Source organism: Stenotrophomonas sp. BIGb0135 (assembly GCF_024810105.1).
GTDB classification, from domain to species: domain Bacteria; phylum Pseudomonadota; class Gammaproteobacteria; order Xanthomonadales; family Xanthomonadaceae; genus Stenotrophomonas; species Stenotrophomonas maltophilia_AB.
Genome location: NZ_JANUDX010000009.1, coordinates 91861 through 104368, shown reverse-complemented (window position 1 = coordinate 104368; position 12508 = coordinate 91861). Strand labels below are relative to the sequence as shown.

15 protein-coding genes are annotated in these 12508 nt (G+C 68.2%); 7 read left to right on the top strand and 8 right to left on the bottom strand.

The features are described from left to right. Nucleotides 1-169: 169 nt before the first annotated feature. The gene (locus M2421_RS16635; RefSeq protein ID WP_259208817.1) at nucleotides 170-1075 is read right to left on the bottom strand and encodes an aspartyl/asparaginyl beta-hydroxylase domain-containing protein; all 906 of its coding nucleotides are present in this window, start codon (nucleotides 1073-1075) and stop codon (nucleotides 170-172) included. A 509-nt stretch (nucleotides 1076-1584) separates the two neighbouring features. On the opposite strand from M2421_RS16635, the gene M2421_RS16630 reads away from it, so the two are divergent. Next, the gene (locus M2421_RS16630; protein ID WP_259208815.1) at nucleotides 1585-2238 is read left to right on the top strand and encodes an RIO1 family regulatory kinase/ATPase; all 654 of its coding nucleotides are present in this window, start codon (nucleotides 1585-1587) and stop codon (nucleotides 2236-2238) included. A gap of 19 nt (nucleotides 2239-2257) precedes the next feature. Here the strand turns inward: M2421_RS16630 and M2421_RS16625 are convergent, their stop codons facing one another. Then, complete coding sequence (locus M2421_RS16625) at nucleotides 2258-2596, bottom strand: P-II family nitrogen regulator (protein ID WP_259208813.1); 339 nt, start codon at nucleotides 2594-2596, stop codon at nucleotides 2258-2260. Between the two features lie 125 nt (nucleotides 2597-2721). On the opposite strand from M2421_RS16625, the gene M2421_RS16620 reads away from it, so the two are divergent. Together M2421_RS16620 and M2421_RS16615 are read left to right on the top strand one after the other, a co-directional pair. After that, nucleotides 2722-2982 carry an accessory factor UbiK family protein gene (locus M2421_RS16620; protein ID WP_259208810.1) on the top strand — a complete coding sequence of 87 codons (261 nt, stop codon included), beginning with the start codon at nucleotides 2722-2724 and terminating at the stop codon, nucleotides 2980-2982. 50 nt (nucleotides 2983-3032) lie between these two features. Continuing rightward, nucleotides 3033-3449, top strand: coding sequence for a hypothetical protein (locus M2421_RS16615; RefSeq protein WP_259208808.1), 417 nt, complete (start codon nucleotides 3033-3035; stop codon nucleotides 3447-3449). Here M2421_RS16615 and yidA read toward each other — a convergent pair. Further along, nucleotides 3432-4274 carry a sugar-phosphatase gene (gene yidA / locus M2421_RS16610; protein WP_259208806.1) on the bottom strand — a complete coding sequence of 281 codons (843 nt, stop codon included), beginning with the start codon at nucleotides 4272-4274 and terminating at the stop codon, nucleotides 3432-3434. The two genes, M2421_RS16615 and yidA, sit on opposite strands and share 18 nt — an antisense overlap. 149 nt (nucleotides 4275-4423) lie before the next feature. Here yidA and M2421_RS16605 point away from each other — a divergent pair, with 149 nt between their 5' ends. After that, nucleotides 4424-5926 carry a YifB family Mg chelatase-like AAA ATPase gene (locus M2421_RS16605; protein WP_259208805.1) on the top strand — a complete coding sequence of 501 codons (1503 nt, stop codon included), beginning with the start codon at nucleotides 4424-4426 and terminating at the stop codon, nucleotides 5924-5926. Between the two features lie 59 nt (nucleotides 5927-5985). Here M2421_RS16605 and M2421_RS16600 read toward each other — a convergent pair whose 3' ends face one another. Next, entirely contained in the window at nucleotides 5986-6915 is a 930-nt protein-coding gene (locus M2421_RS16600; protein ID WP_259208804.1) for a hypothetical protein, read from the bottom strand. Between the two features lie 297 nt (nucleotides 6916-7212). Further along, the gene (locus tag M2421_RS16595) at nucleotides 7213-7728 is read right to left on the bottom strand and encodes a hypothetical protein (RefSeq protein WP_259208802.1); all 516 of its coding nucleotides are present in this window, start codon (nucleotides 7726-7728) and stop codon (nucleotides 7213-7215) included. A gap of 167 nt (nucleotides 7729-7895) precedes the next feature. Between M2421_RS16595 and M2421_RS16590 the strand changes: the two genes are divergently transcribed. Further along, complete coding sequence (locus M2421_RS16590) at nucleotides 7896-8567, top strand: VOC family protein (RefSeq protein WP_259208799.1); 672 nt, start codon at nucleotides 7896-7898, stop codon at nucleotides 8565-8567. Nucleotides 8568-8574: 7 nt separating this feature from the next. Here the strand turns inward: M2421_RS16590 and M2421_RS16585 are convergent, their stop codons facing one another. Together M2421_RS16585 and M2421_RS16580 are read right to left on the bottom strand one after the other, a co-directional pair. Further along, on the bottom strand, nucleotides 8575-9843 hold the full coding sequence (locus M2421_RS16585) for a TPM domain-containing protein (protein WP_259208798.1): 1269 nt from the start codon (nucleotides 9841-9843) through the stop codon (nucleotides 8575-8577). Nucleotides 9844-9994: 151 nt separating this feature from the next. Continuing rightward, on the bottom strand, nucleotides 9995-10138 hold the full coding sequence (locus tag M2421_RS16580; RefSeq protein ID WP_259208795.1) for a hypothetical protein: 144 nt from the start codon (nucleotides 10136-10138) through the stop codon (nucleotides 9995-9997). 301 nt (nucleotides 10139-10439) lie between these two features. Here M2421_RS16580 and M2421_RS16575 point away from each other — a divergent pair, with 301 nt between their 5' ends. Next, entirely contained in the window at nucleotides 10440-10931 is a 492-nt protein-coding gene (locus M2421_RS16575; RefSeq protein ID WP_259208793.1) for a GNAT family N-acetyltransferase, read from the top strand. 29 nt (nucleotides 10932-10960) lie between these two features. Here the strand turns inward: M2421_RS16575 and M2421_RS16570 are convergent, their stop codons facing one another. Next, nucleotides 10961-11845: a LysR family transcriptional regulator gene (locus M2421_RS16570; protein ID WP_259208792.1), complete on the bottom strand. Its 885-nt coding sequence runs from the start codon at nucleotides 11843-11845 to the stop codon at nucleotides 10961-10963. Between the two features lie 167 nt (nucleotides 11846-12012). Here M2421_RS16570 and M2421_RS16565 point away from each other — a divergent pair, with 167 nt between their 5' ends. Continuing rightward, entirely contained in the window at nucleotides 12013-12465 is a 453-nt protein-coding gene (locus M2421_RS16565; protein WP_259208788.1) for a multidrug/biocide efflux PACE transporter, read from the top strand. Nucleotides 12466-12508: the final 43 nt, after the last annotated feature.

Here is a 12508-nt window from a genome sequence, read left to right as displayed (position 1 = left end):
TGCGCGCGTAGAGCCGAGCCATGCTCGGCTGCCTTCGGCCGGATGTATCGCGAGCGCCGCAGCCGAGCATGGCTCGGCTCTACCTCGCCGCCAAAAAAAGACCCGCGCTGGCAACAGTGCGGGTCTTTTCTCAGGGTTCGTGCCAGCCGACGGGTCGGCGCCTACGCGCTCAGAGCGCCCAGATACCCGCGATCACCGCCAGCACCAGGCCCCACTTGATCACCTGGTAGGCCACCACGCTGCGCTCGCGCAGCGCCTTGGCCTTCAGGCGCACCTTGTAGACGCTGCCGAAGGCCTTGTTGACGCCGCCGGTGCGGTCGCCCGGCAGGTTCGGCGATGCCCCGCCGGCCAGCAGCGTGGACGCCACGGCGCGGTTGAACAGGCCCGGCAGGCCGAAGCGCAGCGGTCGGGCGATGTCGCAGAACAGGATCACCCGGTCGTCGGGGGTCTCGTTGTGGGCGTGGTGGATGTAAGTCTCGTCGAACATCATCCACTCGCCATCGCGCCAGCTCTTCTTGATGCCGTCCACTTCGATGTAGCAGCCATCGTCGTTGGGCGTGGCCAGGCCCAGGTGCAGGCGCAGCGAACCGGCGAACGGATCGCGGTGCGGGCGCAGCTCGCTGCCCGAGGGCAGCTGCGCGAACATCGCCGCGCGCACGTCCGGCAGCGACTCCAGCAGCGCGGTGGTCTTCGGGCACAGCGCCTTGGCCGACGGGTGCGACGGGCCGTACCACTTCAGGTAGAAGCGCTTCCAGCCGCGGCGGAAGAACGAATTGAAGCCGGCATCGTTGAACGTGCTGGACGCGGCGATCTTGTCCGCATCGCGCAGCGCCAGGGCTTCGTCGCGGATCATCTGCCAGTTCTGGCGCAGCGGCTCCAGCTGCGGGAATTCCTTGCCCGGGTCCAGGAACGGCGTGGTCGGCACCTTGGAGAACGCGTACATGACCACGTTGATCGGGGCCATGAAGCTGGAGTGGTCCAGCAACTGGCGCGACCAGCGCGCGCGGACCTTGCCGCGGTAATGGATGTACAGCACGCAGGCGATGAACAGCACTGCCAGCACGATCTTGATCATCAGTCTTCCTCCGGCAGGGCCGGAACCGAAAGGGTGGGGGCGATGCACGGCGGAAGCCGGCACCGATACGGCGGCAGGGGGCGGGGACGTGCCGGGGAGGGGCGGCCGCCAATGTCGCAAGCAACAGCGTATGGTCCGCAGCCCCCGCGCTGGGGTCAAGCGGCGGGCCGGTCATGTTCATCCGGCCACCGTCGCTGTGCCCGGCCCCCGGACCGCGCGGCGAGGGGCCTGCGGACGCGGATGTGCCGCACGCACGCCTGGCCTGCACCGGCCGCACCGGCACGGGCTGCGCTGGCAAACGGCTGATTTTCAACGAAATACCTACGATTGAGACGAGATTGTCCGATTCGGCATGACGAACTGTTCCACGGCCGGCTACGACATTTCTCCGACAAACTCTGGATTGGTGTACCGGCGAGTACTAAAATTAACGAAATCTTAGTAATCACCCATCAGCAGCACCGGTACGCCTGACGCATTGCGCCGACCGCCGGGTCGCAAAGACCCCTATGAACACTATCGTTGCCTCGTGTGTCGATGACACCGCCCCCGCCGAGCTGCTCAAGCGCGGCGAACGCCTGCTTGAACCCGATGTCTACCGCACCTGCCTCAACGGCCAGCCGGCGGTGGTCAAGGACTACACCCGTTATCGCGGCACGCCGCTGTCGCCGGTCGCGCGCCTGCTGGTGCGCCGCGAAGCGCGCATCCTCGAGCGCCTGAGCGGCTGGAAGCACGCGCCCGCCCTGCTCGGCACGATCGGCGGCCTGGCCCTGGGCATGGAGTTCATCCCCGGGCAGACCCTCAGTGCCGCCCAGTCGGTGGGGGTGGAGGTGTTCGAACAGCTGCAGTTCGCCCTCTCGCGCCTGCACGCGGCGGGCATCACCCATAACGACCTGCACGGCACCAACGTGATGGTCAGCGGCGGCGTGCCGGTGCTGGTGGATTTCACTTCGGCCTGGCGCAGCCCGCGCTGGCTGCCGGTGCACCCGGTCTCGCGCCAATTGCGCCGCAGCGACATGAAGAACCTGCTGAAGATGCGCCAGCGCCTCACCGGCGAGCGCCCCAGCGCCCTGGAGGCTGCCCAGGTGGCCGACCCGCGCTGGGTGGCGGCCGTGCGCGTGGGCTGGAAGCGCTTCTACCGCTGGTTCAAGGGCCACGCCTGAGCATGGCCGGCCGGCGCGCTCAAAGCGCGTCGGCGTCCAGTTCGCCGGTGCGGATGCGCACCACGCTGCCCAGGTCGTACACGAACACCTTGCCGTCGCCGATCTTGCCGGTGCCGGCCGCCTTGACGATGGCCTCCACCACTTCCTCGACCTGGCCGTCGGTGACCGCCACCTCGATCTTCACCTTGGGCAGGAAGTCGACCACGTACTCCGCGCCCCGGTACAGCTCGGTATGGCCCTTCTGCCGCCCGAAGCCCTTGACCTCGGTCACCGTGATCCCGGTGACGCCGCGCTCGGCCAGCGCTTCGCGCACGTCGTCGAGCTTGAACGGCTTGACCACCGCCATGACCATCTTCATCCGTCTGCACTCCTGTGTTTCAGGCTGCGAGGATAACGCCTGTCCCCCGGTGAACGCGATGCGCGCGGCCCGTGCCGGCAGCGGCCGCGGGGATTATCCTTGGCGTATACCCCGCGGAGCACAGCATGATCGACCTCAACCACCTGGATGACCTGGCCCGCCGCCTGAGCGACATGGTCCCGCCGGGCCTGCGCCAGTCGCGCGAAGAGCTCCAGGCCACCTTCAAGACCGCCCTGCAGGCCGGGCTGGGCAAGCTGGACCTGGTGACGCGCGAGGAATTCGACGTGCAGCGCGCGGTGCTACTCAAGACCCGCGAGAAGCTGGAGGCGTTGGAGAAGGTGGTGGCCGAGCTGGAAGCGCGTGGAAGCGATACGCCAGCACCCTAAAGCAGGGTGGCGGGCGGCGCCAGCACACTAGGTGACGAAAAGGAATTCGCATGTCTGAACAAGGATCGCAGATGCTGCTGGTGGCCGGCGCCAGCATTGCCGCGGTGATCATCGCACTGTGCCTGATGCGCCTTATCCGCACTGACGATGTGGGCCTGCGCAAGATCTACCGCGTTGTGTTCTCCGCACTTGCCGCGCTGCTTGCCCCCACTCTGGTGGCAGCAGGCCATGGCGTGCTGCCCATTCCGTTCGTCGCCGGCATTCCCATCCTCGCCTACAACCTGGTCTCGTTTGCCGACATGGAGGTCTATTGGCTGGGATTGCTTGGTCTGGGTGCCGGGAAGGGCACAGGCAATGCGGTGGTCTTCACCCTGCCCAGTCTGCTGGTCTTCACCGCAGTCCTGTTTTCGCCGTGGTCACGCGCGCGGCTGCTTACCACCCGTGCGCCGTCAGACGTTCCCCGCTAGCACAAACCGCTCGATCGCCAGCGCCACGCCATCCTCGGCATTGGTCGCGGTTTCAAAGCGCGCGGTCTGCTTCACCCCCTCGATTGCATTACCCATCGCCACGCTGGTGCCGGCGAACTGCAGCATGGTCAGGTCGTTCTCCTGGTCGCCCAGCGCCATCACGTTGGCGCGATCCACGCCGAGGTGTTCGGCCAGCTTCCGCAGGCTCGGGCCCTTGCCGGCACGGTGGTCGAACACCTCCAGGAAGAACGGTGCGCTCTTGAGCACCGCGAAGCGATCGGTCAGTGCGGACGGCAGCCGCGCGATGGCAGCGTCCAGCACGTCCGGCTCATCGATCATCATCAGCTTGATGAACTGCATGGCCGGGTCCATGTCTTCCACGCGCCGGTAGGACAACGGCACGTGTGACAGGTGCGAATCGGCCACCGTGTAGATGCTGATGTCCTGGTTGGGCGTGTACATGCGTCGGCCATCGAGCGCCTGGAAATGGATGCCCAGTTCACGCGCGACCCGCTCGCAGAACAGGAAGTCCTCGAAGCTCAACGGGTACTCCACCACGCGCTGGCCAGTGCCGATGTTTTCCACCACCGCACCGTTGCAGGCGATGCAGAATTCCGCATCACCCTCGATCCCCAGCTCGGCCAGGAACGGCGCCAGCCCGGACACCGGCCGGCCGCTGGCCAGCACCACCCGCACGCCCTGCGCGCGGGCGGCGGCGATGGCCTGCTTCACGCGCGGGGTGAGTCTGTGGGCGGGGTTGAGCAGGGTGCCATCCATGTCGATGGCGATGAGCTCGACCGGGGCGTGGGGGCGGTGCATATCCATGAGGTTCAACAGGGCGTACGCGTGGGGGTAGCCAGTCTAGCGGCAGCGGGCACTGGAACCTCCGACCGCAGCTGAAGGACTTGGCCTACAGACCCACACGCCGCAAGTGAGCATCATCAAGCGCTCCATCGACCCCCTCGGGAACCTGCATGAGCCTGGCGCTGGTCCACAGCCGTGCCCGCGCCGGCGTCAACGCGCCCGCCGTCCGCATCGAAGTACTGCTCTCCGGCGGGCTGCCGCACACCCAGATGGTGGGCCTGCCGGAGACCGCCGTGCGCGAATCGCGCGACCGTGTACGCGCGGCCATCGTCTGCTCGCAGTTCGAGTTTCCGCAGCGGCGCATCACCATCAACCTCGCCCCGGCCGACCTGCCCAAGGAAGGCGGCCGCTTCGACCTGGCCATCGCGCTGGGCATCCTCGCCGCCAGCGGGCAGATCGATGCGCAGGTGTTGTCGCGCTATGAATTCCTCGGCGAACTGGCGCTCACCGGCGAACTGCGCGGCGTGAACGGCGTGCTGCCGGCGGCGTTGGCCGCCGCCCGGCTCAACCGCACCCTGATCGTGCCGCCGGAGAATGCGGCCGAGGCCGGGCTGGCCGGGCACGCCGACGTCCGCGTCGCCCGCACCCTGCTGGAGGCGTGTGCCGGACTGGGCGAGCGCGTGCTGCCGCAGGCGATGCCCGCCGAGGTGGCGGCGCTGCCCATGCCCGACCTGCGCGATGTCCGCGGCCAGCCGCAGGCGCGGCGCGCGTTGGAAGTGGCCGCTGCCGGCGGCCATCATCTGCTGTTGATCGGCACGCCCGGCTGCGGCAAGACGCTGCTGGCCTCGCGGCTGCCCGGCATCCTGCCCGACGCCACCGACCTGGAAGCCCTGGAGACCGCCACGGTCGCCTCCTGCACTGGCAGCGGGATCGACACGGCACGCTGGCGACAGCGGCCGTACCGCTCGCCGCACCACACCGCCAGCGCCGTGTCGCTGGTGGGCGGCGGCGCATTTCCGCGACCAGGCGAGATTTCGCTCGCGCACAATGGCGTGCTGTTTCTCGACGAGCTGCCCGAGTGGAGCCGGCATGCGTTGGAGGTGCTGCGCGAGCCTCTGGAATCCGGCCAGGTGGTGGTCGCGCGCGCCTCGCGCACGGAAGCGTTCCCCGCGCGGTTCCAGCTGGTGGCCGCGATGAACCCCTGCCCCTGCGGCTGGGCCGGTGATCGCAGCGGGCGCTGCCGCTGTGCGCTTGAAAGCGTGCAGCGCTATCGCGGCCGGGTTTCCGGCCCCCTCCTGGACCGCATCGACCTGCACGTCGAGGTCCCTCGACTGGATCCCCATGAACTGCGCGACGACACGCCCTACGGGGAGGACAGCGAGGTCGTACGCCACCGTGTCGTGGCTGCACGCGACCTGCAGTTGGCACGCAGCGGCAAGCCGAATGCGCAGCTGGGTCCTGCAGACCTGGCCCTGCATTGCCGGCTGGCCCCGGCCGACCGCCAGCTGCTGGAGGACGCCGTGGAACGGCTGCAGCTGTCGGCCCGGTCGATGCACCGCATCCTGCGCGTGGCGCGGACGGTGGCGGATCTGGACCGCAGTGAGGCGATCACGACCGCGCATGTGGCCGAGGCGATCGGGTATCGGCAGTTGGACCGGGGTGGGGGCGGCTGATCCCGCGCCTGGCTACGGCGGAGAGCCGGGCCGACACAGGCGGCACGCCCCCGCAGCGCTCACGGGCAGATGAAGCGCTCCCATGTCGCACCATCAAAGCGCAGGATCGCGTCATCGCCGACGGTCCACATTGCACCGTCAGTGGCAGAGGCGCTGTAGTAGGCCAGGTGGCCTTCCACGGGCACGTCCACCCTCGTGACCTGATCGCCCGACAGCGCCAGCAACTCCCGCTGCGCGCACAGATATAGCGTGCCCTGGAACAGGCACGCACGTTCGACGCTGAGGTGCTCGAATGCCGGTGCGGTCAGCGTGCGCCAGCCTTCCAACCGATTGCCTCGGAACACCGTGCCCGCATCGCCCGCCAGCACCACGCTGCCATCGGGCATGCACTGCACCACCCGGATCGCCAGGGTGGTGGGCGACACCAACGGGCGCCATTGCCGGCCATCCCAATGCCACAGTGCGCCACCGTCGCCGGCGGCATAGATGTCGTCCGCGCCGAATCCATCCATCGCGTTGAAGCAGCAGGTCACCTGGTCCGCCAATGGCACGTGGCAGCCGTCGTCCATCCGTCGCCAGCCGTCGGCACCGCGATGGTGCACCTGCCGCTGCGTGCCACACGCGTACAACTCGCCTGAGATTTCTTGCAGATGCATCAGGTACGCATTGGGCAGCGCCAACGTTTCATCCCAGGGTGCCTGCCCGGTGGGGTTGATCCGCAGCAGGCCACGCCGGCCCAGCATGGCAAGCGCGAACGGCCGCTCGTCGGTCGCCGGCAGCAACGTGGCGCCGTAAATGATGTCGGGCAGGTCGTAAACGAAATAGAACGTGCCATCGCGTACCACCATCACCCGGGTGATGCTGGGTTCGTGGCCCTCCAGGTACAGGTGGCCCAACAGCAGCGCGACGTTGGGCGCGCCGGAGATGACATGGGTGAAATAGAGGTCGGTGTCGCGCCGGCCGTCGGGCCGGTGTCCTTCACTGCTCATGCGCATCCTTTCAAGGGCGGGTACCGCGTGGCGCATACAGTGTCCCTGCGAACAGGACATTCATTTATCCACTCTCATGTGATGGCAACAGCGCAGGCTTTCCCTTGCATCTCACGTCGGATCGCGTCGATGCCAGTCTCTTGAAGCGGGTCTGACGGGCCTGCTCCACGCACGCCAATCGAGCCCACGTTCCACATCGCACACGCGGCCCGGTCCAGCCGCGGCGAGATCCGATCCACGCACGGACCCAACCCCACCCCTGCGCGGTGATGGGGCATCGCGTCCATCAACGCGCCCTCAGATCGCCTCATCCACCTTCCGCACCAACTGCCAGCACGGCTTCTGGGCGAAGTAGTAGGTCTGCTGGTCACTGGTATCGGGGGTGAGGATCTGTACGGCCATGCTGCCATCGGCCTCAGCGGTCACCTTCAAGTCGCGCCCCACCTTGTGCAGCGTGGTCGTGTTGGGCATCACCGGCCAGGTCACGTCGCGCAACGCGATTTTCTCGGTGACCATGCGTGGCTCAGGTTCGGCCGCCATATCCACGCTCTCGCTCACCAGGGGATCAGCGACGGACGTCTCCTGCAGCGTGATCTCACGACTGAAGTGACTCAGGAAGGTATCGAACTCCGGATGCGGGCAGGTCGGCGAGACGGCGGCGGCGGGATCGGCCGTGGCGACGGACGCAGCGGCGGCAGCTGCAGGACTCGCGGCAGGACGCGTTGGACTATCGGGCGTTGCGGTGGGCGCCGGCTGCGTTGAAGGCTGGCAGCCGGTCAATGCCAGGCCGAGTGCAAGGGCAGACAGCGGCAAGCGGGAACAAGTGTTCAACGGATCCTCCTGATCGCGTCATGGCATACCGGGCGGCACGCTAGCGGGCACAGCATAGCCAAGCTGCGCGGCGTGCACACGCCGTTGAGGCGGGTGAACGGCCCATCGCGCCGCTGGACGCCCCGATCCCACCACTGCACCATGCACCCATGCGCATCGAACACCTGCTCCTGCCCGCTTCCGATCCGGCCGTTGCCGTGGCGTACTTCGGCGACGTCCTGCAACTGCCGGTGGCCGATGACCACGTGCAGATCGGCTGGAGCACGCTGCAACTGGCGCCCACCGACGCGCTGCCGGTGGGCGGCGTGCACCTGGCCTTCAACGTGCCGCACGATCGTTTCAGCGAGGCGACGCGCTGGCTGGACGCGCGCGCCGAGCGCCAGCGCGATGCCGAGGGGCGCGAGCACTTCAGTTTCGAGGGCCGCTGGGAGGCGGAGTCGATCTATTTCACCGGGCCCGATGGCCTCATCCTGGAGTTGATCGCGCGCCGTCGCCTGCCCGCCTCCGGGCGCAGCGGCAGCTTCCACGGCAGCGAGATGACCTGCATCAGCGAGGTGGGCATTCCCGCGGTGTCGGTGGCCGCCACGCAGTCCCGGCTGGAGGCCGCTTTTGGCGTGGCCGCGCTGTCGCCGCCCACGCCGCACTTCGCGCCGCTCGGCGACGACGAAGGGCTGCTGATCGTGGTCGATGCCAGTCGCCGCTGGTTCCCGGAGCAGCGCTCGCTGCCCAACGCCCAAGGCCTGCGCGTGCGGCTTGGGGATGTGCATGCCGGTGCGGTCGTGGAGGACGCCGCGCTGGGCTGGCACGCGCGGTCCGGCTGAGCCGGCGCTACCAACTGCCGGACGCGCCACCGCCGCCGCTGCGTCCCCCGCCACCGGACCAGCTGGACGAACTGGAGGAGCTGCTGGAGGACCCGCTGCCCGAGTCGTGGTCGTCGCGCCGCCGGCGCCGCTCGCCCTTGCGCGCGCGGCGCGTTTGCGGACGTTGGTGCAATCCCATCACCAGCGCCCAGGCGATGTAGAGGAAGAAGCCGCCGGCGATCAGCATCACCGTCCCGGGGTCGTGGCCGTACTGCGCGTGAGTGCGGTGGACCAGCCAGGCGTAGACCGCCGACAGCCCGCAGAGAAACACCAGCCGCACGAAGAAACCGAGCCGGCCGGTCCGCCAGCTGTTGCGCAGCGCCGCCACCCACAGCCAGATCAACCCCACCGCGATGGCCAGCACGGTCACCAACAGCAGGTGCAGCGCCAGGCTCGGCACCGGCTTGCCCTTCCACACGCTCACCGCGCTGGCCACCACGGCGGCAGCCAACAGGAACGACAACACCCAGCGCGCCCTGCGACTGTCCAGCCACAGCCAGCCCAACAGCGTGGCGATCGGCACCAGCGTGCCCATGGCGATGGCCAGGGCCGCGGTCGCGCCTGGGGTGAACACCGCGCAGGCAGCCGCGGCCACGCCCACCACCGCCAGCATCTGCACCGGGCGGTGCCACCAGCGGCTGACCACGCCGCGCTGCGGTGCACGGCGCGCCCAGGTACCCAACAGGAACCCGGCCAGCAGCGCCAACCCGACGATGCTGTCACCGCGCCGCCAGTCCTGCGGCATCCGCACCACGCCGGGCTCGTCATCCACGGGCGGCAGCGGCTCACCGTCGATGAGGCCGACCAGCAGGCCACTGCCGTCGATCAGCGCCTGGCCGGGCTTGCCCTGGCGCAGCTGCGGGACCATGGCCTGGTCGATGATGCGCTGGGCGTAGGCATCGGGAATGGCACCTTCCAGCCCATAACCGGTCTGGATACGCACGCGCCGGTCGCCCATCGCGAGCACCAGCAGCACGCCGTCATCCACATCCTTGCGGCCAATCTGCCACTGGTCGAACACGCGCTGGGCGTAGGCCTCGATGCCGTCATCGCCGGTGCTGTCCACCACCAGGATCTGAAGCTGGGCGCCGTGCCGGGCCTGCAGGTCCAGTGCCTGGGCACGGAGTTGCGCGGCTTGCTCGGTGGAGAGGACCGGCACGGTATCCACCACCGGGTCGTGCAGCGGCGGGATCGGCGTCGCTGCTGCCCACGCCATCGCAGGCAGCAGGAAAAGCATGCACAGCCATCGGCCTGTCCGGGTCATCCTTGCCTCGCTCGCTGCGGTCCGTTGCGTCTGTGGCCGATGCTACGCCAACCCCGCGCCACCGGCTGAAACGAAGAAGCCCCGCGTCATGCGGGGCTCCCGGATGCGGCCTGCTCGAGCGGCCTCACTCTTCCTCGTCCTGCCACCCCTGCTGCTGGTTCTGGTTGCGCTGCGGTTGTTCCTGCTGCTGTTGCTGCTGCTGATCGCGCCCGCGTTCCTGCTGCTGGCCGCGTTGGTGCTGGGAATCCTGCTTGCGCTGCTGGGTCATGGGGGTCTCCGGGCCGCCAGCGGAGTGCCGGGGTGGGGCCATGCTGTGCACGGGCAGGTTAAGCGCGCGTGGGAGAGTACTCAGAAATTCGTCAAGGCCGGCGCGGCACCACGCGTGCATGCCGGCACGTGCCTGCAATACCGGGCTTTCGCGCCCAAGCCCAGCGCATATGCCGATGGGTAATGGCTACATTCCGCATGGCCCGCCTTGCCAGGTCAGGTGCCTGAATTGCTGGCTGTGCAGCGTCGTGGATGCGCTCTATCATCGCCGCCACCGTCGCCGTGCACGGAAAAGGATGTCCATGCGAGGACTCACGCTCGCCGCAGCGTCGGTGGCAGACACCGATGTGTTGTTCCAGCTGTTGCAGTTCTATTACTTCGAAGCCTCCGCATGGAGTGGCGAAGAGATCGCCGCCGATGGCACCTTCGACTGCGCGCGCGCCGACGTGGATGCCAACCTCCGCGCGCAACCCACATGGGCCCGGCTGCTGTGGCTCGATGGCGTGCTGTGCGGGTTCGTGCTGGTGGACGAGGTGGAGTTCCAGGGCGAGCGCATCCCCGAATTGGCCGACCTGTTCGTGCTGCCCAAGCATCGCGGCATGGGCATCGCACGCGCCGTTGTCGCCCAGCTCGTAACCCCGGGCAGCGGTCGCTGGTTGTTGGCTACGTTCCGCAATGACACGGCCGCCCACGCGTTCTGGAGCAGGCACCTGCCCAGCATGGGCCTGACCATCGAGGTGCCGGCGGCGCCCGACGATTCAGACTTCCGCCTGTTCCTCATCAGCGCGCCATAGCCGTCGCCGGCGGCGTGCCGGGCGGCCGGTTACCCGCGCGCGGCCAGCGCATTGAGCCAGGCATGCTTGAGGAAGTCGCGCACCGCCTGGAAGCGCGGCGTGTCGTACAGCGAGCGGTGCGTCCACAGCCACACGTCCTGGGTCAGTGCCGGTGCATCGCGCACGCGCACCAGCCCGCCCACGTGTTCGGCGACGGTGCGCTCGATCACGCCCAGCCCGCCACCGGCGGTCACGCCATCCAGCACGCCCACCGAGTAGTTGCAGCGCAGCCACGGGCGGTTGGCGCCGGGCAGCGTGCGCAGCCAGCGCTCCACCTCGAACTCCACGCGTGGCTCGTCCAACCCCACGAACTCCAGTTCGTGCCACGCCTGGTTGGCGATGGCCGTATGCCGCCGCGCCGCGTAGGCCTGGTTGGCGTACAGCGCGTACTCCACGCGTCCCACCCGGTCGCCGCGCAGGTCGGCGGTGTCGGGTGGGCCGTAGCGCAGCAGCGCGTCGGCCTCGCGGCGGGCCAGGCTGTACGGCTCGCGCGAAGTGAGCACCTCCACGCCCAGGCCGGGATGCAGGCGGTTGAGCCCGGGCAGCAGGGTGATCAGCAGGAAGCTGGCCCATTCGTCGGCGTTGATCCGCACCGTGCCCACCAGCTCCTTGGGCGTATCGGCCTCGCGCGCGATCTCGTCGGCGGCCTCTTCCATCTGCTCGGCCAGCGCGAAGACCCGCTGCCCCAGCTCGGTAGGAATGCAGCCGGTGGACGTGCGCTCCACCACTTTGCCGCCCAGCCGCTCATCGAGCGCATCCAGCCGGCGCGACAGCGTGGCCGTGCTCATCCGCGCCGCCTTGGCGGCTTCGCGCAGGGTGCCGCCGCGGACCACGGCCAGCAGCACCATCAGGTTGTCCCACGGAAAGTGTTTCATATTTGAAACGGCCGCCTACGATATTGGAGGTTTTTCTCCATTTTTGAAACTTATATCATGGCCGCCGGGCGCGCTACGAGCGTTGATCGCCGCCCCCTTTCCCCTCCCCCTCGATCCGCTCCCCTCTCCGCCAGGCCCTGCCGGCGGCGAACATCAGGTGTTGCCTCATGAAAGCTGAAAAGACCCTTTGGGACCGCGTCGTCCATGCCGTGCTGTTTGAAGGCATCGCCCTGTGCCTGTGCGCGCCGGTGATGTCCTACGTGCTGGGCAAGTCGCTGTTCGACACGGGCGTGCTCACCATCGCCCTGGCCACCTGCGCCATGCTGTGGAACATGCTCTACAACGCGATGTTCGAGCGCGTGGAAAAGAAATTCGGGTTCAAGCGCACCGTGCCGGTGCGTATCGGGCACGCGGTGGGCTTTGAAGGCGGGCTGGTGCTGGTGGTGGTGCTGCTGGCCGCGTGGTGGCTGTCCATTTCCTACTGGGAGGCGTTCCTGCTGGAGATGGGGCTGATCGCGTTCTTCCTGCCTTACACGTACGTGTACAACCTGGTGTATGACAAGGTGCGGGAGCGCTTGGTGCGGCGGGCGCAGGCCGGGCGGGTAAGCGAGGCGGGGTGAGGTTGGGCAACGTCACCCAAGAGTGAGCAGCGCTGTGGCGTCC

Excerpts from the sequence above, each read along its gene's own strand:
- M2421_RS16585 (WP_259208798.1), bottom strand. The coding sequence starts at position 9,843 with ATGCTTTTCCTGCTGCCTGCGATGGCGTGGGCAGCAGCGACGCCGATC.
- M2421_RS16615 (WP_259208808.1), top strand. The coding sequence starts at position 3,033 with ATGTCTGAACAAGGATCGCAGATGCTGCTGGTGGCCGGCGCCAGCATT.
- M2421_RS16625 (WP_259208813.1), bottom strand. The coding sequence starts at position 2,596 with ATGAAGATGGTCATGGCGGTGGTCAAGCCGTTCAAGCTCGACGACGTG.
- M2421_RS16570 (WP_259208792.1), bottom strand. The coding sequence starts at position 11,845 with ATGAAACACTTTCCGTGGGACAACCTGATGGTGCTGCTGGCCGTGGTC.
- M2421_RS16605 (WP_259208805.1), top strand. The coding sequence starts at position 4,424 with ATGAGCCTGGCGCTGGTCCACAGCCGTGCCCGCGCCGGCGTCAACGCG.
- M2421_RS16600 (WP_259208804.1), bottom strand. The coding sequence starts at position 6,915 with ATGAGCAGTGAAGGACACCGGCCCGACGGCCGGCGCGACACCGACCTC.
- M2421_RS16620 (WP_259208810.1), top strand. The coding sequence starts at position 2,722 with ATGATCGACCTCAACCACCTGGATGACCTGGCCCGCCGCCTGAGCGAC.
- M2421_RS16635 (WP_259208817.1), bottom strand. The coding sequence starts at position 1,075 with ATGATCAAGATCGTGCTGGCAGTGCTGTTCATCGCCTGCGTGCTGTAC.
- M2421_RS16630 (WP_259208815.1), top strand. The coding sequence starts at position 1,585 with ATGAACACTATCGTTGCCTCGTGTGTCGATGACACCGCCCCCGCCGAG.
- M2421_RS16580 (WP_259208795.1), bottom strand. The coding sequence starts at position 10,138 with ATGACCCAGCAGCGCAAGCAGGATTCCCAGCACCAACGCGGCCAGCAG.
- M2421_RS16590 (WP_259208799.1), top strand. The coding sequence starts at position 7,896 with ATGCGCATCGAACACCTGCTCCTGCCCGCTTCCGATCCGGCCGTTGCC.
- M2421_RS16575 (WP_259208793.1), top strand. The coding sequence starts at position 10,440 with ATGCGAGGACTCACGCTCGCCGCAGCGTCGGTGGCAGACACCGATGTG.
- M2421_RS16565 (WP_259208788.1), top strand. The coding sequence starts at position 12,013 with ATGAAAGCTGAAAAGACCCTTTGGGACCGCGTCGTCCATGCCGTGCTG.
- yidA (WP_259208806.1), bottom strand. The coding sequence starts at position 4,274 with ATGGATATGCACCGCCCCCACGCCCCGGTCGAGCTCATCGCCATCGAC.